At 72.5% G+C, this 19,877-nt stretch carries 17 protein-coding genes; 7 read left to right on the plus strand and 10 right to left on the minus strand.

All coding sequences use genetic code 11. From position 1 onward, the window contains the following. Window positions 1–75 precede the first annotated feature (75 nt). The gene (locus AC4IHM_RS01935; protein ID WP_490865333.1) at window positions 76–1,626 is read left to right on the plus strand and encodes a cytochrome P450; all 1,551 of its coding nucleotides are present in this window, start codon (window positions 76–78) and stop codon (window positions 1,624–1,626) included. Here the strand turns inward: AC4IHM_RS01935 and AC4IHM_RS01940 are convergent. The 10 genes from AC4IHM_RS01940 to AC4IHM_RS01985 form a co-directional block, all read right to left on the minus strand. Further along, window positions 1,588–2,436, minus strand: a complete 849-nt coding sequence (locus AC4IHM_RS01940; protein WP_490865334.1) for a pentapeptide repeat-containing protein — start codon at window positions 2,434–2,436, stop codon at window positions 1,588–1,590. The two genes, AC4IHM_RS01935 and AC4IHM_RS01940, sit on opposite strands and share 39 nt — an antisense overlap. 41 nt (window positions 2,437–2,477) lie before the next feature. Next, on the minus strand, window positions 2,478–3,425 hold the full coding sequence (locus tag AC4IHM_RS01945; RefSeq protein ID WP_490865335.1) for a sigma-70 family RNA polymerase sigma factor: 948 nt from the start codon (window positions 3,423–3,425) through the stop codon (window positions 2,478–2,480). Window positions 3,426–3,429: 4 nt separating this feature from the next. Beyond that, on the minus strand, window positions 3,430–4,173 hold the full coding sequence (locus AC4IHM_RS01950) for a PIG-L deacetylase family protein (RefSeq protein ID WP_490865336.1): 744 nt from the start codon (window positions 4,171–4,173) through the stop codon (window positions 3,430–3,432). 55 nt (window positions 4,174–4,228) lie between these two features. Continuing rightward, window positions 4,229–5,530 carry an alpha/beta fold hydrolase gene (locus AC4IHM_RS01955; RefSeq protein WP_490865337.1) on the minus strand — a complete coding sequence of 434 codons (1,302 nt, stop codon included), beginning with the start codon at window positions 5,528–5,530 and terminating at the stop codon, window positions 4,229–4,231. A gap of 99 nt (window positions 5,531–5,629) precedes the next feature. Then, entirely contained in the window at window positions 5,630–6,655 is a 1,026-nt protein-coding gene (locus tag AC4IHM_RS01960) for a LacI family DNA-binding transcriptional regulator (RefSeq protein WP_490865338.1), read from the minus strand. 87 nt (window positions 6,656–6,742) lie between these two features. Beyond that, entirely contained in the window at window positions 6,743–7,063 is a 321-nt protein-coding gene (locus tag AC4IHM_RS01965; RefSeq protein ID WP_490865339.1) for an L-rhamnose mutarotase, read from the minus strand. 47 nt (window positions 7,064–7,110) lie between these two features. Next, window positions 7,111–8,193, minus strand: a complete 1,083-nt coding sequence (gene rhaS, locus AC4IHM_RS01970; RefSeq protein WP_490865340.1) for a rhamnose ABC transporter substrate-binding protein — start codon at window positions 8,191–8,193, stop codon at window positions 7,111–7,113. A gap of 41 nt (window positions 8,194–8,234) precedes the next feature. Further along, a complete protein-coding gene (locus AC4IHM_RS01975; protein ID WP_490865341.1) occupies window positions 8,235–9,266 on the minus strand; it encodes an ABC transporter permease in 1,032 nt (343 codons plus the stop codon). After that, entirely contained in the window at window positions 9,259–10,299 is a 1,041-nt protein-coding gene (locus AC4IHM_RS01980; protein ID WP_490865342.1) for an ABC transporter permease, read from the minus strand. The genes AC4IHM_RS01975 and AC4IHM_RS01980 overlap by 8 nt, the downstream gene beginning before the upstream one ends. After that, window positions 10,296–11,813 (minus strand): sugar ABC transporter ATP-binding protein, encoded by a 1,518-nt coding sequence (locus tag AC4IHM_RS01985; RefSeq protein ID WP_490865343.1) that lies wholly within the window; start codon window positions 11,811–11,813, stop codon window positions 10,296–10,298. The genes AC4IHM_RS01980 and AC4IHM_RS01985 overlap by 4 nt, the downstream gene beginning before the upstream one ends. Before the next feature lie 277 nt (window positions 11,814–12,090). Here AC4IHM_RS01985 and rhaI point away from each other — a divergent pair, with 277 nt between their 5' ends. The 6 genes from rhaI to AC4IHM_RS02015 all read left to right on the plus strand — a co-directional run bounded on the left by rhaI (window position 12,091) and on the right by AC4IHM_RS02015 (window position 19,867). Then, entirely contained in the window at window positions 12,091–13,251 is a 1,161-nt protein-coding gene (gene rhaI, locus AC4IHM_RS01990; RefSeq protein ID WP_490865344.1) for an L-rhamnose isomerase, read from the plus strand. 142 nt (window positions 13,252–13,393) lie between these two features. Next, window positions 13,394–15,433 carry a bifunctional aldolase/short-chain dehydrogenase gene (locus AC4IHM_RS01995; RefSeq protein ID WP_490865345.1) on the plus strand — a complete coding sequence of 680 codons (2,040 nt, stop codon included), beginning with the start codon at window positions 13,394–13,396 and terminating at the stop codon, window positions 15,431–15,433. A gap of 5 nt (window positions 15,434–15,438) precedes the next feature. After that, the gene (locus AC4IHM_RS02000) at window positions 15,439–16,902 is read left to right on the plus strand and encodes a rhamnulokinase (RefSeq protein ID WP_490865346.1); all 1,464 of its coding nucleotides are present in this window, start codon (window positions 15,439–15,441) and stop codon (window positions 16,900–16,902) included. A gap of 90 nt (window positions 16,903–16,992) precedes the next feature. Next, window positions 16,993–17,748: a (Fe-S)-binding protein gene (locus AC4IHM_RS02005; protein WP_490865347.1), complete on the plus strand. Its 756-nt coding sequence runs from the start codon at window positions 16,993–16,995 to the stop codon at window positions 17,746–17,748. Further along, window positions 17,745–19,223: a LutB/LldF family L-lactate oxidation iron-sulfur protein gene (locus AC4IHM_RS02010; protein WP_490865348.1), complete on the plus strand. Its 1,479-nt coding sequence runs from the start codon at window positions 17,745–17,747 to the stop codon at window positions 19,221–19,223. The genes AC4IHM_RS02005 and AC4IHM_RS02010 overlap by 4 nt, the downstream gene beginning before the upstream one ends. Next, window positions 19,220–19,867, plus strand: a complete 648-nt coding sequence (locus AC4IHM_RS02015; protein ID WP_490865349.1) for a LutC/YkgG family protein — start codon at window positions 19,220–19,222, stop codon at window positions 19,865–19,867. The genes AC4IHM_RS02010 and AC4IHM_RS02015 overlap by 4 nt, the downstream gene beginning before the upstream one ends. The last annotated feature ends 10 nt before the right edge of the window (window positions 19,868–19,877 follow it).

The following is a 19,877-nucleotide window of genomic DNA, read 5'->3' on the forward strand; positions in this document are numbered from 1 at the left end:
CACGTTATTGAATCCATGTACAACACGCTTGCCTCGGCACGTGCGACACACCGCTGCGTCAAGGGAGACCGCGTCATGGCCCAGACGAGGAGAGAACCGGCCCGGGACGGACTGCCGAGGGGGTTTCGCGGCGCCGAGCCGGGCTGGCCCGAACTGCGCCGCATCCCGCACCCGCCGTACCGGCTCCCCCTGGTCGGGGACGTGGTGGGGGCCGGCCGGAGCACTCCGATGCAGGACTCGCTGCGGTACGCGCGGCGGCTGGGGCCGATATTCCGGCGCCGGGTCTTCGGCAAGGAGTTCGTGTGCGTGTGGGGCGCCGCGCTCACCGCCGACCTGGCGGACGAGACGCGGTTCGCCAAGCACGTGGGCCTCGGCGTGGCCAACCTGCGGCCGGTCGCCGGGGACGGGCTGTTCACGGCGTACCGCCACGAGCCCAACTGGCAGCTCGCGCACGACGTGCTCGCGCCCGGGTTCGGCCGGGAGGCCATGGCGGGCTACCACGTGATGATGCTGGACGTGGCCGGCCGGCTCACCGACCACTGGGACCGCGCCGTGGCGGCCGGACGGGCGGTGGACGTGCCGGGCGACATGACCAGGCTGACGCTGGAGACGATCGCGCGCACCGGCTTCGGGCACGACTTCGGTTCCTTCGAGCGCTCCCGCCCCCATCCCTTCGTCACCGCGATGGTGGGCACGCTCTCCTACGCGCAGCGCCTCAACACCGTGCCCGCGCCGCTGGCCCCGTGGCTGCTGCGCGCGGCGAGCCGCCGCAACGCCGCCGACATCGCCCACCTCAACCGCACGGTCGACGAGCTGGTCGAGGCCCGCCGGGCGGCCGACGGCGGGAGCGGGGCGGGCGATCTGCTCGACCGGATGCTGGACACCGCCCACCCCGAGACCGGCGAGCGGCTGTCCGCGCTGAACGTCCGCCGCCAGGTCATCACCTTCCTGATCGCCGGCCACGAGACCACCTCGGGCGCGCTCTCCTTCGCCCTGCACTACCTCTCCCGGCACCCCGGCATCGCGGCTCGGGCCCGTGCCGAGGTGGACCGCGTCTGGGGCGACACCGAGCGGCCCGGCTACGAGCAGGTGGCCAGGCTGCGCCATGTGCGCCGGGTGCTGGACGAGTCGCTGCGGCTGTGGCCGACCGCGCCGGCCTTCGCGCGGGAGGCCCGCGAGGACACCGTGCTGGGCGGCACGTACCCGATGCGGCGCGGTGCCTGGGCGCTGGTGCTCACGGGGATGCTGCACCGCGACCCGGAGGTGTGGGGGCCGGACGCCGAGCGCTTCGACCCGGACCGCTTCGACGCCAAGGCCGTGCGCTCGCGCGCCCCGCACACCTTCAAGCCGTTCGGGACGGGTGCGCGGGCGTGCATCGGGCGGCAGTTCGCGCTGCACGAGGCCACGCTGGTGCTCGGGCTGCTGCTGCGCCGCTACGAGCTGCGGCCCGACCCGGACTACCGGCTGCGGGTGACCGAGCGGCTGACGCTGATGCCGCGGGGGCTGCGGCTGCACCTGGACCGGCGGGTCCCGGCCGGCCGCACCGGCGCGGTCCCCGAGCCCGCTCCCGCAGGCGAGGGCGCCGGGTCAGGGGCCGGCTGTCCAGTGCGCCGGGCGGGTGACTGACTCCGGCAGCCTGGTGCCGGCGCTGCCGCGGGCCGCGGTGAGCTGCGGCTGGGTCAGGAAGAAGGCACCGGTCAGGTCCGCGTCCGTCAGATCGGCGTCGCGCAGGTCCGCGCCGATCAGGTCCGCGCCCCGCAGATCCGCGCCGGTGAGGTCGGCGGCGATCAGACAGGCCCCGCGCAGGTCGGCTCCGCCGAGGTCGGCGCCCTTGAGGCGGGCGCCCATGAGGTCGGCGTTGCGGCGGTTCTTCTTCCTGCCGCGGGTGCCGGACCGTACGAGTTCGCTGGTGCGCAGCAAAAGCGCGTTGACCCGCTGCCGGTGCGCGGCCACGTCCAGGCCGGCCAGCTCGCCGGGCGTGCCGGTGGCGAGGCGCTCGGTGTCGGCGAGGGCGCGGCGCAGGCCGGCGTGGACCGGGCGGGCCGCGGGCAGGGTCAGCGCCTCGGTCAGGTACCGGAGCAGTTCGTGCAGGTGGCGCACCACCGGGAAGATGTCGAACATGCGGCGGGCCTCCTCCGGCGGGGCGGTGCGCCAGTCCCGGCCGGCGAAGGTGGTCTGCGAGACCCGCTGTCCCGCGCCGAAGCAGTCGTAGACCGTGCAGCCGGTGAAGCCGCGCTCGCGCAGCCTCGCGTGGATGCCGCAGCGGTGGTCGGTGTCCAGGTTCGGGCAGGGTGTGCCGGCGGCCTTGTCGACCGCGAAGTCCGCCGAGCGGGTGAACGGCAGGGCCGCGCAGCACAGGCCGAAGCAGCTCCCGCAGTCGCCGCGCAGGTCCGCCATGACGGCCGGGGCCGCCGGGTCCGCCGGGTGTTCTCGCATGTCGTCGAGGATACGGGCCGCCGGCGGCCCTCCCGCCCCGGTCAGGCCTCCGGCGCGGGCAGGTCCAGGCGGGCCAGCCGCTCGGGGTCGGACAGGATGTACAGGCCGGTCACGAGTCCGTCCACGACGGTCATGTACGTGACGGACTGCGGGCGTCCCTCGGACACGGCGACGGTGCCGACCGAGCCGTTGACCAGGACGAGGCGTGCGGCCTCGGCGAGGTGACGGAACCGCAGGGCCCCGGTGGCGACCGTCCGCGCCCCGCGTGTCACCTTCGACGCCGCCGCGCCCACGGCGAGCGCACCGGCGTCGGCCCGCAGCACCACGTCCGGGTGGAGGACGGACACCAGGGCCTCGAAGTCACCGGCGCGGCTCGCGGCCAGGAAGGCCTCGACGGCCCGGCGCTGCCGGCCGAGGTCCGGGTCGGCGGCGGGGGTGGCATCGCGCACCCGGCGCCGGGCCCGGCCGGCCGTCTGGCGGGTGGCGGCCGGGGTGCGCCCGGCGATCCGCGCGATGTCCGCGAAGGGCACGGCGAACATGTCGTGCAGGACGAACGCCAGCCGCTCGTCCGGTTGCAGGGTCTCCAGCACCACCAGCAGGGCGATGCCCACCGAGTCGGTGTGCAGCGCCTCCTGCTCCGGGTCGGCCCGCGGCAGCGCCCGCAGCACGGGGTCGGGCACGAAGGTGTCGAAGCCCTCGGTCATCGGCTCCTCGCGGCGCGCGGTGCGCGAGCGCAGCAGGTCCAGGCAGACCCGGCCGGTCACCGTGGTCAGCCAGGCGCCGAGGTTCTCGATGCCGTCGTCACCGGTGCGGTCGAGCCGCAGCCACGCCTCCTGCACGGCGTCCTCCGCCTCGGCCGAGGAGCCGAGCATGCGGTAGGCCACCGCCCGCAGCCGCTCCCGGTGCCGCTCGAACCGCTCCGCCAGGCGCCGGTCCCCCGTCCCGTCCGGCGTGCCCGGGTCCCTCTGCTCCACCTGCTCCCCCGCCATGCCGCTACCGTCCCAGGAGTTCGAAGGTCACCGCGGGCCTTCCGCCGAACCGCTCGCCCGCGGCCTCGGCGAACCCGGTGAGGAGGCCGCGCGCGTACGTCTCGGGGTCCTCCTCGGTCAGCACCTCGATGTACGTACGGTGTGCGAGCAGCGAGCGGATCGCGCGCTCCAGTCCCGGCGTGGCGTCCACGGCGTGGGTGGGCGAGGAGGAACCGGCGACGGCGACCCAGCGCACGCCGTCCCAGGGGGCGAGCCCCTGCCCGGTCAGCTCCGGGAAGATCCACCGGTTGCCCGCGTCGCCCGCGGCGTCGAGCGTGGCCCGGCCGACGGCGACGTGGTCCGGGGTGTTCCAGACGGTGCCGCCCCAGGTGTCCCGGTGGTTGAGGGTGATGACCAGCTCGGGCCGGTACCGGCGGATGGCGGCGGCGATGTCGCGGCGCAGTGCGGTGCCGTACTCGACGACACCGTCCCGGTGGTCGAGGAACTCCACCTCGCTCACCCCGACGGCGGCGGCGCTCGCCCGCTGCTCCCGCTCGCGCAGCGGGGCGCACTCGGCGGGCGGCAGGGTGTCGATGCCGGCCTCGCCCCGGGTCACGAGCAGATAGCCGACCTCGCGGCCCTCCTCGGTCCAGGCCGCGATCGCCGCGGAGCAGCCGTACTCCAGGTCGTCCGGGTGGGCCACCACGGCGAGAGCGCGGCGCCAGTCCGCGGGCATGGGCTCCAGCTGCGTGATCGTCGGCTCCGTCATGCCCGCACGGTAACCCGCGCCACCGGCGTCCCACCGGGATTTTGCGCCGCGCCGCTCACGCGTCGTCACGGGCGAGGGCGAGCAGCCGGTCCAGGACGCGGGGACCGCCGGCCCGCACGCCGTCGTGCTCGAACTCGTCGGTGACCCAGGTGCGCAGGCCGCGGATCGCGCGCGCGGTGGTGAGTGCGTGGGCGGTGTCGACGTACATGTCGTCGTGGTAGACGGCCGCGGCGACGGGCACCTCGTTGGCGGCGAGGCGGGCGGGGTCGTACAGGGGGGTCCAGTCGGTGCGGGCGGCGAGCAGTTCGGCGGTCTCGCGCAGCGGGCGCAGCGCCGGGTCGCAGTCGAACATCCAGGGGTGGATCGACTCGCCGGTGAACAGCAGCGGTTCGTCGCCGGCGAGGGCCTTGGCGGCGTCGAAGCGCGGGAACTCGGAGCGGACCCGCTCGGCCGACCAGTTCGTCGGGCGCGCGTCCTGGCCGTAGATCGCCTCGTGGACGAGGGCGTACAGCGGCTGGCCCGCGTACGAGAGCAGGCCCTGCACCTGCTCCTGGAAGGCGTCGGACAGCTCGTGTCCCCGCGGGGTGCGGACGAAGGCGTCCTCCAGGAGGAAGTGCAGGCGGTGGCTTCCGTCGCCGCCGCCGAGCAGGATGCCGAGGGACTGGAAGGCCTCGACGGTGAGCCGGTAGCCGTTCGGCAGGACCACGTCGTGGGTGAGCAGGTGGTCGGCGATGCGGCGGGCGCGTTCGATGTCCTGCGGGTAGCGGGCGTAGTGCGCGACGACCTTGCGCTCGATACGGGGGTAGGCGGCCCGGTACACGTCGTCGGCGTGGGCGTCCAGGGCGGGCAGGCCGCCGGTGATCAGGGCGGTGTCCAGGCCCTCGGGGGCGAGCGAGAGGTAGGCGACGGTGCAGAAGCCGCCGAAGCTCTGGCCGAGGACGGTCCAGGGGGCGCCGCCGGTGACCGCTGGCCGGATGGCCTCGCAGTCGCGGACGATGGAGTCGGCGCGGAAGTGGGTGAGGTGGTCGGCCTGCTCCGCGGGGCCGCCGCGCAGCGGGAGCGTCTGGCGGTTGGCGGGCGTGGAGGCGCCGGTGCCGCGCTGGTCCAGGAGCAGGACCCGGTACTCCTTCAGGGCGCGGCCGAACCAGGCGGGACGGCCGATGAAACGGTTCGCCCCGTGGCCGGGGCCGCCCTGGAGGTAGACCAGCCACGGCAGGTCCTGGTGTGCCTTCTCGCTCGCGACGGCCTCGCGGGCGTACAGCTCGATCGTCTCCCCTGACGGGTCGTGGTGATCGAGGGGCACGGTGAAACGGCGGTCGGTGAGGACGACACCTGGCTGGCGGTAGCTGACGCTCAACGGGGCTCCCGGGACGGAGGTCTTTCTGCTGTGCCCCAGTTCAGCACATGGTCCTGCGGCCACCGCTGCCGGGATCATGAAATCGTGGCGGCCGGCCGGTCAGCGGGCGGCGAGGCTGGAGCGCCGCACCACCAGTTCGGGCTGGAGCACGACCCGCCGGTGCGGGTGGACCCGGCCGGCGCCCACCAGCTCCGTCTCCTCCAGGAGCAGTTCGGCGGCCATGGCGCCCATGGTGACGGCGGGCTGGCGCACGGAGGTGAGCGGGACGGCCGCGGCGGCGGCGAACTCGATGTCGTCGTAGCCGACGATCGCGAGGTCGTCGGGGACGCTCACGCCGGCCGCGTACATGGCCTGGAGGAGGCCGAGGGCGAGCAGGTCGTTGGCGCAGAAGACGGCGGTCGGCCGGTCGGCGAGGCCGAGCAGGCGGGCACCGGCGTCCCGGCCCGCGGCGACGTTGAGCCGCTCGGTGGGCAGTTCGCGCAGCGCGTCGGGGCCGAGTCCGGCCTCGGCGAGCGCCTGGAGGGCGCCGGTGCGGCGGTCCCTGACCTGGTTGAGGCCGGGCGGACCGCTGACGTAGGCGAGGGAGCGGTGGCCGGCGTCCACGAGGTGGCGCACGGCCAGCGCGCCGCCGGCGATGTCGTCGACGGAGACCGAGCACTCGGTGGCGCCCTGGGCGACCCGGTCGACCAGTACGAAGGGGATGTGGTGGCGCCGGAAGCTCTCGATGTTGCGGCCGGTGGCGTCGGCCGGGGTGAGCAGGACGCCCCGGACCCGCTGCTCGGCGAAGAGCGCGAGGTACTCGGCCTCCTCGCCCGGGTTCTGGGCGCTGTTGCAGATCATCACGCCGAGTCCGGCCTGCCGCGCGGCCCGCTCGGCGCCGCGCGCGACATCGACGAAGAAGGGGTTGCCCATGTCCAGGACGAGCAGCCCCATGATCCGGCTGCGGCCCGCGCGCAGCTGACGCGCCGACTCGCTGCGGACGTAGCCGAGCCGGTCGATCGCGGACAGCACGCGCGCGCGGGTCTCGGTCGCGACGGTGTCGGGCCGGTTGATGACGTTGGAGACCGTGCCCACGGATACTCCGGCGGCGCGGGCGACATCCTTGATACCCACGGAATGTGCCATCGGGCAGGGACCTCCGAACTCTGGCTGGGCACGGGGGCGGCCCCAGGACCTTCACACAATACCGGCGCCGCCCCCGATCGACCCTGCTCAGGCGAGGTGGAACACCTCGGTGAGGGGCTTCATCGCCTCGTCGGGGCGGGCCTCGTCGAGGGCCTCGAAGAGCGGACCCATCTCCGCCTGCCAGCGGGCATTGACCTCGGTTGCCGCCATGCCCGCCTGGGCCGCGGCGAAGTCCTCGGTCTCCAGGTAGCCGACGAGCAGGCCGTCGTCACGCAGGAAGAGCGAGTAGTTGTGCCAGCCGGTGGCGGAGAGTGCCTCGCACATCTCCGGCCACACGTCGGCGTGGCGTTCGCGGTACTCCGCGATGCGGTCCTGGCGAACCTTGAGCAGGAAACAGACGCGCTGCATGAAGTACCGCTCCCGTACGCAGACGCCGAGACGCCGAGACGTCGCGACTAGAAGTTGAACTGGTCGATGTTCTCGGCGGTGAAGACGGTCGGCTTGCCGAGGTTGATCACGCCGTCCTTGCCTATGGTGTACTCGCCCAGGGCGCCGGCCTTGAAGGTCTCGCTCTCCTTGCCGGTGATCTGCCCGGAGGACAGGGCGACGGCGGTGTGCGCGGCCAGCTCGCCGAGCTTGGCCGGGTCCCACAGCTCGAAGGCCTCGACGGTGCCGTTCTTGACGTACTTGCGCATGTCGTTGGGCGTGCCGAGACCGGTCAGCTTGACCTTGCCCTTGTACTTGGAGCCGGACAGGTACTGGGCGGCGGCCTTGATGCCGACGGTGGTCGGGGAGATGATGCCCTTCAGGTTCGGGTGCTCCTGGAGCAGGCCCTGGGTCTGCTGGAAGGACTTCTGGGCGTCGTCGTCACCGTAGGCGACCTTGACCAGCTTGATGTCCTTGTACTTCGGGTCCTTCAGCTCGTCCTTCATGATCTCGATCCAGGCGTTCTGGTTCGTCGCGGTCTGCGCCGCGGACAGGATCGCGATCTCGCCCTTGTTGCCGATCTGCTCGGCGATCTGCTGCACCTGGGTGCGGCCGATGTCGTCGGCGGACGCCTGGGAGATGAAGGCGTTGCGGCACTCGGGGTTGGTGTCCGAGTCGTAGGTGACCACCTTGATGTCGTTCTTCATGGCCTGCTTGAGCGCGGTGCACAGCGCGCCCGGGTCCTGCGCGGAGACGGCGATGGCGTCGACCTGCTGCTGGGTGAGCGTGTTGACGTAGGAGACCTGGCCGGCGGTGTCGGTGCCGCTGGAGGTGCCGACCTCCTTGTAGCTGGAGCCCAGCTCCTTCAGGGCCTTCTCGCCACCCTTGTCGGCGACGGTGAAGTAGGGGTTGTTGACCTGCTTGGGCAGGAAGCCGACGGTCAGCCCCTTCTTCGTCTCGGCGTTCGGGTCGGCCTTGCCCGCCGCGGCGGCCGAGCCGCCCTCCTTCTTGACGTCCTCCTTGGTGGTGCCGCCGCAGGCGGTGGCCGCCAGGGCGAGAGAGGTGACGGCGGCGAGTGCCGCACAGGTGCGGCGGATGGACGACTTGCGCATGGTGAGTTCCTTATCGAGGGTGGGCGGTGCAGGTTCGGGGGTTACGGGGTCGGCGCGGGCACCTTGGACGGGGGCGCCGATGCGGCCCTGCGCCCGGCCCGCGCGACGGAGATCTGCCGGGCGACCCGGGGGCCGAGCACGGAGACGACGAGCAGGACGCCGGTGACGACGATCTGCGACTGCGCGGAGACGTTGACGAGGCTCATCACGTTCTGCAGGGCGCCGAGCAGGAACACACCCGCGATCGCGCCGCCCAGCGTGCCCTTGCCGCCGTCGAAGTCGATGCCGCCCAGCAACACGGCGGCGACGACGGAGAGTTCGAGCCCGGTGGCGTTGTCGTAGCGGGCGCTGGCGTAGTGCAGCGCCCAGAAGATGCCGGTGAGCGACGACATCAGGCCGGTCAGCGTGAACAGGATCAGCTTCTGCCGCTTGACCCGGATGCCGGCGAAGCGCGCCGCCTCCTCGTTGGCGCCGATGGCGAACAGCGACCGGCCGAACGGCATCGCATGCAGGACGACCACCGCGATGGCCAGCAGCACGAGGAAGGGCAGGAAGGCGTACGGGACGAAGCTGTCGCCGACCCGTCCGGCCGCGAAGTCCAGGTACTGGGAAGGGAAGTCGGTCACCGCGTCGGAGCCGAGCACGATCTGCGCGATGCCCCGGTAGGCGGCCAGCGTGCCGATGGTGACGGCCAGCGAGGGCAGCCCGAGCCGGGTGACCAGGAGCCCGTTGAGCAGACCGCAGGCGATGCCGAGCAGCAGGCAGATCGGGATGATCGCCTCGATGGTCACGCCCTGGTTCCACAGGGCGCCCATCACCGCGCCGGACAGGCCCGCGGTGGAGGCGACCGACAGGTCGATCTCGCCGGAGACGACCAGCAGGGTCATCGGCAGCGCGATGAGCGCGATCGGCAGGGTGTTGCCGATCAGGAACGACAGGTTCAGGGCGTTGCCGAACCCGTCGACGAAGCCGAAGGACAGCAGCAGGACGACGACGAGGAGTGCGCCCACGGCCCCGTCCCACCTCAGCGAGGCGGACCAGCGGGCGGCGCGCGTCAGGGAACTGTCAGCCATGGCGGGCGTTCCTCTTCTTCAGGGCGGTGGCCACACGCAACGCGACGATCCGGTCTACGGTGATGGCGAGGATGAGCAGGATGCCGTTGATGGCCAGCACCCACACGGAGCTGACGCCGAGGGCGGGCAGCACGCTGTTGATCGAGGTCAGCAGCAGTGCGCCTAGTGCCGCGCCGTAGACGCTGCCGGAGCCTCCGGTGAAGACCACGCCGCCGACCACCACCGCGCTGACGACGGTCAGTTCGTAGCCGTTGCCGGTGCCGGAGTCGACGTTGCCGAACCGGGCCAGGTACAGGGCGCCCGCGAGTCCGGCCAGGGCGCCGCAGAAGGTGTACGCGGCGAGGATCCGCTTGCGGACGGGGATGCCGGCGAGCCGGGCCGCCTCCGGGTTGGAGCCGAGCGCGTACAGCTCGCGTCCGCTGCCGAAGTGCTTGAGGTAGTACGCCGTGGCGACCAGCACCACGAGGGCGATCATCGCCAGCCAGGGCACGGCCGAGATGCCGCCGGAGCCGAAGTCGACGAAGCCGCCGGGCAGGTCGGCCGCGGTGATCTGGCGGGAGCCGACCCAGATGGAGTCGATGCCGCGGATGATGTAGAGGGTGCCGAGCGTGACGACCAGGGCGGGCACCTGGCCGAGGCTGACCAGCAGGCCGTTGAGCAGGCCGAAGCCGATGCCCATGAGCACCGCGACCAGCACGGCGAGGACGGGGTTGCCGCCGCCCTGGAGGAAGGTGCCGGCGGCGAAGGCGCTGATGCCGAGGGTGGAGCCGACGGACAGGTCGACGTTGCGGGTGATGACGACCAGGGACTGGCCGGTGGCGACCAGGACCAGGATGGTGCCGTTCAGCAGCAGGTCCTTGATGCCCTGCTCGGACAGGAACTCGCTGTTGCCGGCCTGGGTGATGGCGATCATCACCAGGAAGACGAGCAGGATGGCCAGTTCGCGCATCTTGAAGATGCGGTCGACCAGCCGGGTGGCTCCGGCCTTCGGCACGTCGGTGACGGGGGCCTGGTCGGGCGCGGTGATCGTCATGCGGCGGCCCTCCCCGTGGCTGCGGCCATCACGGTCTCCTCGGTGGCGTCGGTGCGGGGTATCTCGGCGGTCAGACGGCCCTCGTGCATCACCAGGACGCGGTCGGCCATGCCGAGGACCTCGGGGAGGTCGGAGGAGATCATCAGGATGGCCACGCCGTCGGCGGCCAGCTCGCTCAGCAGCCGGTGCACCTCGGCCTTGGTGCCGACGTTGATGCCGCGGGTCGGCTCGTCGACGATCAGCACCTTGGGGCCGGTGGCCAGCCACTTGGCGAGGACGACCTTCTGCTGGTTGCCGCCGGACAGGGTGGAGACGGTGTCGGCGATGCGGGCGTACTTCACCTGGAGCTTGACCGCCCAGTCGAGGGAGCGGCTGCGTTCGGCGCCGCGGTCGACCAGTCCGGCCCTGACCGTCGTGCGCAGGCCGGTGAGCCCGATGTTGCGCTCGATGGACATGCCCATCACCAGGCCCTGGGCCCGCCGGTCCTCCGGGACGAGGGCGAGCCCGGCGGCCATCGCGGTGGACGGGGCGCCGCTGACGAGGCGCTTCCCGTCGACCTCGACCTCGCCGGCGTCCCAGCGGTCCACGCCGAACACGGCCCGAGCGACCTCGGTGCGTCCGGCGCCGACCAGTCCGGCGAGGCCGACGATCTCGCCGCGCCGCACGTCGAAGGACACGTCGGTGAAGACGCCCTCCCGGGTCAGCCGCCGGACGCTGAGGGCGACTTCGCCGGGGCGGACCTCCTGCTTGGGGTACAGCTCGTCGAGGTCGCGGCCGACCATGCGGCGCACCAGGTCGTCCTCGGTCATGCCAGCCACCGGCTCGCTGGCGATCCAGGCTCCGTCGCGCAGGGTGGTGACCCGGTGGCAGATCTGGAAGATCTCCTCCAGCCGGTGCGAGATGAAGAGCACGGCGGCACCCTGGTCCCGCAGGGTGCGCACGACGCCGAAGAGGCGGGCCACCTCGCTGCCGGTGAGGGCGGCGGTCGGCTCGTCCATGATCAGGACGCGGGCGTCGAAGGAGAGGGCCTTGGCGATCTCCACGATCTGCTGGTCCGCGATGGACAGTCCGCGTGCGGGGCGCTCGGGGTCGAGTTCCACCCCGAGGCGCCGCATCAGGCCGACGGTGGCGGCGTGGGTCGCCTTGTGGTCGATGCGGCCCAGCGAGCGCCGGGGCCTGCGGCCCATGAAGATGTTCTCGGCGATCGACAGATCGGGGAAGAGGGTGGGCTCCTGGTAGATCACGGCGATACCGGCGTCTCGGGCGTCGCCCGGACCGGCGAAGGCGACCGGCGCGCCGTCGAGCAGCACCTGGCCTGCGTCCGGCCGGTGCACTCCGGCCAGCGTCTTGATGAGGGTCGACTTGCCGGCACCGTTCTCGCCGGCGAGGGCGTGCACCTCGCCGGGGAACAGCTCCAGGGAGACGTCCCGCAGCGCACGGACCGCGCCGAAGGACTTGGAGACGTCCCTGAGCGCCAGAACCGGTGCCGTACCCGTGTCGGACGGGTGGGTCATTGGGGGCTCCTCGACGACACCGGGCGGGACGGCCCTCACGGCGTCGTGAAAGGTTTCAACTCGGATGCCGGGACGTTAGCGCAATCAGGCCATGTCGCGTCAAGTGGGTTTGGGACGAAAAACTTTCGATATCCAAAGGTCACAGCCGAGTCACGAACTTCCGTATCGGCAGGAAGGGTTGACACCCCCTCGGGCGGCTCATAACTTCGCGTTCTGAATCGTTTCATACATGGTCGTACTCAAGCGGGCTACGACCCGACACCACAGGAGCGCCGAAGTGACCGACCTCGCCGCGGTGAAGGCCGCGCTCAAGACCCAGACCGTCGAGACCCCGTCATGGGCGTACGGGAACTCCGGCACCCGCTTCAAGGTCTTCGCCCAACCGGGCGTGCCGCGCGACCCGTTCGAAAAACTGGACGACGCGGCGAAGGTACACGAGTTCACCGGAGCCGCCCCGACCGTCGCCCTGCACATCCCCTGGGACAGGGTCGACAACTATGCCGCACTGTCGAAGCACGCCGAGGAGCGGGGGGTGCGCATCGGCACGATCAACTCCAACACCTTCCAGGACGACGACTACAGGCTCGGCAGCGTCTGCCACCCCGACGCGGCGGTGCGCAGGAAGGCCGTCGACCACCTGCTGGAGTGCGTCGACATCATGGACGCCACCGGTTCCCGTGACTTGAAACTGTGGTTCGCCGACGGCACGAACTACCCTGGGCAGGACGACATCAGGTCCCGGCAGGACCGGCTGGCCGAGGGCCTGGCCGAGGTGTACGAGCGGCTCGGCGAGGGGCAGCGGATGCTGCTCGAGTACAAGCTCTTCGAGCCGGCGTTCTACACGACGGACGTGCCGGACTGGGGCACGGCCTACGCCCACTGCCTGAAGCTGGGCGAGAAGGCGCAGGTCGTGGTCGACACCGGGCACCACGCGCCGGGCACCAACATCGAGTTCATCGTGGCGACGCTGCTGCGGGAGGGGAAGCTCGGCGCCTTCGACTTCAACTCCCGCTTCTACGCGGACGACGACCTCATGGTCGGCGCCGCCGACCCGTTCCAGCTGTTCCGGATCATGTACGAGGTGGTGCGCGGGGGCGGGTTCACCTCCGACGTGGCGTTCATGCTCGACCAGTGCCACAACATCGAGGCGAAGATTCCGGCCATTATCCGGTCGGTGATGAATGTGCAGGAGGCGACCGCGAAGGCGCTCCTCGTGGACGCGGGCGCGCTGGCCGACGCGCAGGCCGCGGGGGACGTACTGGAGGCCAACGCCGTGCTGATGGACGCGTACAACACGGACGTGCGCCCGCTGCTGCGCGAGGTGCGCGAGGAACTGGGCCTGGACCCGGAGCCCATGAAGGCGTACCGCTCGTGCGGATGGGCGCAGAAGATCGTCGCCGAGCGGGTCGGTGGGCAGCAGGCCGGGTGGGGGGCGTAGGCGACTGCCAGGTCTCTGTTCCGCCGCGCCCGCCGGCCGGTCGCGGTCGACCGCGCCCACGCGGTGAAGCCGCACAACGACGGCGCCCCGCGCCCCTGTCGGGGCGCTTGCCCCCTCCCTCGTTCGAAAAGGACTGGAAGAAATGGCTCCCCACCCCGAAGCCTCCGCCCTGCTCGCCCGTTCCCATCGGCTCGGTGCCGACCCCAGGAACACCAACTACGCCGGGGGGAACACCTCCGCCAAGGGCACCGGGACCGATCCCGTCACCGGGGGTGATGTGGAACTGATGTGGGTCAAGGGGTCGGGCGGCGACCTCGGCACGCTCACCGAGGCGGGGCTCGCCGTGCTGCGGCTGGACCGGATGCGGGCGCTGAAGGGCGTCTACCCGGGCGTGGAGCGCGAGGACGAGATGGTGGCCGCCTTCGACTACTGCCTGCATGGCAAGGGCGGCGCGGCACCCTCGATCGACACCGCGATGCACGGGCTGGTGGAGGCCGCGCACGTCGACCACCTCCACCCCGACTCCGGGATCGCGCTGGCCTGCGCGGCGGACGGCGAGAAGCTGACCGCCGAGTGCTTCGGCGACACCGTGGTGTGGGTGCCCTGGCGGCGGCCCGGCTTCCAGCTCGGGCTGGACATCGCGGCGGTGAAGGAGGCCAACCCGCAGGCGATCGGGTGTGTGCTCGGCGGGCACGGCATCACGGCGTGGGGCGGCACCTCCGAGGAGTGCGAGCGCAACTCGCTGCACATCATCCGCACCGCCGAGGCCTTCCTCGCCGAGCGCGGCAGGCCGGAGCCCTTCGGCGCGGTGCTCGACGGATACGAGGCGCTGCCCGGGGCCGAGCGGCGGGAGCGGGCGGCGGCCCTGGCGCCGTACGTCCGGGGCCTGGCCTCCCAGGACCGGCCGCAGGTCGGGCACTTCACCGACGCGGACGTGGTGCTGGACTTCCTCGCGCGCGCCGAGCACCCGCGGCTCGCCGCGCTCGGCACCTCCTGCCCCGACCACTTCCTGCGCACCAAGGTCCGGCCGCTGGTCCTCGACCTGCCGCCGACCGCCCCGCTGGACGAGGCGGTCGCCCGGCTCAAGGAGCTGCACGCCGCCTACCGCGAGGAGTACGCCGCCTACTACCAGCGGCACGCGGAGCCCGGCTCCCCCGCGATGCGCGGCGCGGACCCGGCGATCGTGCTGGTGCCCGGGGTGGGCATGTTCAGCTTCGGCAAGGACAAGCAGACCGCCCGGGTGGCCGGCGAGTTCTACGTCAACGCGATCAACGTGATGCGCGGGGCCGAGGCGGTCTCGACGTACGCGCCGATCGAGGAGTCGGAGAAGTTCCGCATCGAGTACTGGGCGCTGGAGGAGGCCAAGCTCCTGCGGATGCCGAGGCCCAAGCCCCTCGCGACGCGGGTCGCGCTGGTCACCGGCGCGGGCAGCGGGATCGGGAAGGCCATCGCGCGGCGGCTGGCCGCCGAGGGCGCGTGTGTGGTCGTGGCCGACCTGAACGCCGAGAACGCGGCGGAGGTGGCCGAGGAACTGGGCGGGGCGGACAGGGCCGTCGCCGTGCCCGTCGACGTCACCTCGGAGGAGCAGATCGCCGAGGCGTTCCGGGCCGCCGTGCTCGCCTTCGGCGGGGTGGACCTGGTGGTGAACAACGCGGGCATCTCCATCTCCAAGCCGCTGCTGGAGACCTCGGCGAAGGACTGGGACCTCCAGCACGACATCATGGCCCGCGGCTCCTTCCTGGTCTCGCGCGAGGCGGCCCGGGTGATGACCGCGCAGGAGCTGGGCGGTGACATCGTCTACATCGCGTCCAAGAACGCCGTGTTCGCGGGGCCGAACAACATCGCCTACTCCGCCACCAAGGCCGACCAGGCGCACCAGGTCCGGCTGCTCGCCGCCGAGCTGGGCGAGCACGGCATCCGGGTCAACGGGGTCAACCCGGACGGCGTCGTGCGCGGTTCCGGGATCTTCGCCGGCGGCTGGGGCGCCCAGCGGGCGGCCGTGTACGGGGTGCCGGAGGAGAAGCTGGGCGAGTTCTACGCGCAGCGGACGCTGCTCAAGCGCGAGGTGCTGCCCGAGCACGTCGCCAACGCCGTCTTCGCGCTGACCGGCGGCGAGTTGACCCACACCACCGGCCTGCACGTCCCGGTCGACGCGGGTGTCGCCGCCGCCTTCCTGCGATGAGCGCCATGACGAACAGCACGACGGGCGGCGTCGTGCGGTCGTACGCCGCGGTCGACCTCGGCGCGTCCAGCGGGCGCGTCATGGTCGGCCGCGTCGGCCCCGACACCCTGGAGCTGGCGGAGGCGCACCGCTTCCCCAACCGGCCGGTCCGTACGCCCGACGGGCTGCGCTGGGACGTACTGGCGCTGTACGCCGGTGTGCTGGACGGACTGCGGGCGGCCGGTCCCGTGGACTCGGTCGGCATCGACAGCTGGGCCGTCGACCACGGTCTGCTGGACGCCGACGGGGCGCTGCTCGGCAACCCGGTGCACTACCGCGACGCCCGCACCGAGGGCGTCGCCGAGAAGGTGTGGGCCACGCTGCCCGCCGGGGAGCTGTACGCGGCGACCGGGCTGCAGTACGCGCCCTTCAACACCCTGTACCAGCTCGTCGCCGCCCGTGGCACGGCGCAGTTCGCCGCGGCCCGGCGGCTGCTGCTGATGCCGGACCTGCTGGCCTACTGGCTGACCGGCGAGCAGGGCACCGAGCTGACCAACGCCTCCACCACCCAGCTGATCGACCCCCGCACCCGCGACTGGTCCCGGGAGGTCGCGGACCGGCTCGGCATCGACCTCGGCCTGTTCGCCCCGCTGCGCCGTCCCGGCGATCCGGCGGGCGTGCTGCGGCCGGGGGTGCTGGAGGAGACGGGGCTCGCGGGGCCGGTGCCGGTGACGACGGTCGGTTCGCACGACACCGCCTCGGCGGTCGCCGCCGTCCCGGCCGCGGACGAGCGGTTCGCGTACATCTGCACCGGCACGTGGTCGCTGGCCGGTCTTGAGCTGACCGCGCCGGTGCTGACGGAGGAGAGCCGCGCCGCCAACTTCACCAATGAACTCGGGCTGGACGGCACGGTCAGGTACCTGCGCAACATCATGGGGCTGTGGCTGCTCCAGGAGTGCGTACGGGCCTGGGGCGACCCGGACCTGGGCGGGCTGCTGCTCGCGGCGGCCCGGGTGCCGGCGCTGCGGTCGGTGGTGGACGCGGGCGACGCGGAGTTCCTCGCGCCGGGCCGGATGCCGGAGCGGATCGCCGAGGCGTGCCGCGCCTCGGGGCAGCCGGTGCCGGGGACGCCCGCCGAGGTGACCCGCTGCATCCTCGACTCGCTGGCGCTGGCCCACCGCAGGGCCGTCGAGGACGCCCAGCGGCTCGCCGGGCACCCGGTCGACGTGGTGCACGTCGTCGGCGGGGGCACCCGCAACGCGCTGCTGTGCCAACTGACCGCCGACGCCTGCGGGTTGCCGGTGGTGGCGGGCCCCACGGAGGCCGCCGCGCTCGGCAACGTCCTCGTGCAGGCGCGCGCCCACGGGCTGGTCGGCGACCTCGCCGGGATGCGCCGACTGCTGGTGCGCACGCAGTCGTTGACCCGGTACGAGCCGCGCGGCGACACTGCGCGCTGGCGGGCCGCCCAGGCCCGACTCGCCGACCGGTGAACGGGGTCTCCCCGGTCCCGGCCGGCGGACTACTCTGCGTTTCATCCGATGATCAAGACGTTCCGAACCGACCGATCACAAGGAGCCGCGATGCGTGTCGCCCTGTTCCTGACCTGCGTCAACGACACGCTCTATCCGGACACCGGCCGGGCCGTGGTGAAGCTGCTGACCAGACTGGGGGTCGAGGTCGACTTCCCGATGGCGCAGACCTGCTGCGGGCAGGCGCACTACAACACCGGGTACCGGCACGAGGCGGAGCCGCTGGCCCGGCACTTCGCGGAGGTCTTCCGGGACTACGAGGCCGTGGTGACGCCGTCGGGCTCGTGCGGGGCGATGGTGCGGGAGCTGTATCCCCGCATGGGCGAGCGGGCGCGGGCGGAGGGCCGCGGAGACACGCTCGCGGCCACCCTGGCGCCGGTGGTGCCCAGGACGTACGAGCTGACCGAGTTCCTGGTGGACGTGCTGGGGGTGACGGACGTGGGTGCGTACTATCCGCACACCGTGACGTACCACCCGACCTGTCACGGGCTGCGCAGCCTCGGGCTCGGGGACCGGCCCCGGCGGCTGCTGGAGGCGGTCAAGGGGCTGGAACTGGTCGAGTTGCCGGGCGCGCAGGAGTGCTGCGGCTTCGGCGGCACCTTCGCCGTGAAGAACTCCGACGTGTCGGCGGCGATGGGCGCGGACAAGGTGCGCAACGCCGAGTCCACGGGCGCGGACGTGCTCTGCGCGGCGGACAACTCCTGTCTGATGCACATCGGCGGGACCATGGCGCGGCTGCGGACCGGCATGCGGCCGGTGCACATCGCGGAGATCCTGGCGGGGACGGAACAGGAGGCGGCCCTGTGAGCGGGACGTTCGTCGGCATGCCGGCCTTCCCGGAGGCGGCGCGCGAGGCCGTGCGCAACCCGACGCTGCGCGGCAATCTGCGCCACGCCACGCACACCATCCGTGACAAACGGGCCCGCGCGGTCGCGGAGCTGGACGACTGGGCGGCGCTGCGCGAGGCCGGCAAGCGGATCAAGGACCACACGCTGCGCCATCTCGACCGGTATCTGGTGCGGGTGGAGGAGGCGGTCACGGCGGCCGGCGGGACCGTGCACTGGGCGGTGGACGCGGACGAGGCCAACGAGATCGTCGCCCGGCTGGTCGAGGAGACCGGCGAGCGCGAGGTCGTCAAGGTCAAGTCGATGGCCACGCAGGAGATCGCGCTGAACGAGGCGCTCGAGGCCCGGGGCATCCACGCCTACGAGACCGATCTCGCCGAGCTGATCGTGCAGTTGGGCAAGGACCGGCCCTCGCACATCCTGGTGCCGGCGATCCACCGCAACCGCGGCGAGATCCGGGACATCTTCCGCTCCGAGATGGGCGAGTGGGGCCGGCCGGCGCCCGAGGGCCTGACCGACACGCCCGCCGAACTCGCCGAGGCCGCCCGGCTGCATCTGCGGGAGAAGTTCCTGCGGGCCAAGGTCGGCGTCTCGGGCGCCAACTTCGTGGTCGCCGAGACCGGCACGCTGGTGGTCGTCGAGTCCGAGGGCAACGGGCGGATGTGCCTGACCCTGCCCGAGACGCTGATCTCGGTCGTCGGCATCGAGAAGATCGTGCCGACCTGGCGGGACCTGGAGGTCTTCCTGCAGACCCTCCCCCGCTCCTCGACGGCCGAGCGCATGAACCCGTACACGTCCATGTGGACCGGCACCACCGACGAGGACGGCCCCCGGAACTTCCATCTGGTCCTGCTGGACAACGGCCGCACCGACACCCTCGCCGACGAGGTCGGCCGCCAGGCACTGCGCTGCATCCGCTGCTCGGCGTGCCTGAACGTGTGCCCGGTGTACGAGCGGGCCGGCGGGCACGCCTACGGCTCGGTGTACCCGGGTCCGATCGGTGCCATCCTCAGCCCCCAACTGCGCGGCACGGGCAGCGAGATCGACGCCTCCCTGCCGTACGCGTCCTCGCTGTGCGGCGCCTGCTACGAGGTGTGCCCGGTCGCCATCGACATCCCCGAGGTGCTGGTGCATCTGCGGGAGCGGGTGGTGCAGGGCGGGCCCGCGGTCCGGCAGGGCAACCGGGTCGTGCTGAAGCCGGCGAAGGGGCACGCGGCCGAGCGGGCGGCGATGCGGGCGGCGCAGTGGGCGTTCACGCATCCGGGCGCGCTCAGGACCGGCCAGCGGCTCGCCTCGCGCACCCGCCGGCTCCATCCGCGCACGCTGCCGGGACCGGGCCGGGCATGGAGCGGCACCCGGGATCTGCCCAAGGTGCCGGCGGAACCGTTCCGGGACTGGTGGCAGCGCACCCACGCCGGGAAGGACGGATCGAAGTGAGCAGCAGGGAACGCGTCCTGGGCCGCGTACGGCGCGCCCTCGCGGATGTGCCGCGGGACGACACACCGTACGAGGAGGCCGTCGCTCGGGACTATCTGCGCGAGCACGGGCGGCGCAGCGTCGACCAGAGGGTGGAGCTGCTCGCGGAGAACCTGGCGGACTACCGGGCGATCGTGCACCGTTGCGCGGACGGACGGCTGCCGGAACTGCTCGCCCGTCTGCTGTCGGAGCACGGTGCGCGGAGCGTGGTCGTTGCGCCCGGACTGCCGGCCCGGTGGCTGGAGGCCGTGGACGCGGCCCGGGTCCAGGACCGGGCGGCGGGTACGGCAACGGAACTCGACCGGGTCGACAGCGTGGTCACCGGCTGCGCGGTGGCCGTCGCCGAGACGGGCACGATCGTCCTGGACGGCTCCCCCGACCAGGGCCGCCGCCGCATCACCCTGGTGCCCGACCACCACATCTGCGTCGTGCGGGTGCCCGACCAGGTGGTCTCCTCGGTGCCCGAGGCCCTCGGACGCCTGGACCCGGTACGCCCGTTGACCTGGATCTCCGGTCCTTCGGCGACCAGTGACATCGAACTGGACCGGGTCGAGGGGGTGCACGGCCCGCGCACCCTTGAGGTGGTACTGGTGAGCGGCTCGTAGCACCGGCGCT

The sequence above is a fragment of the Streptomyces sp. SL06 genome, assembly GCF_058244745.1.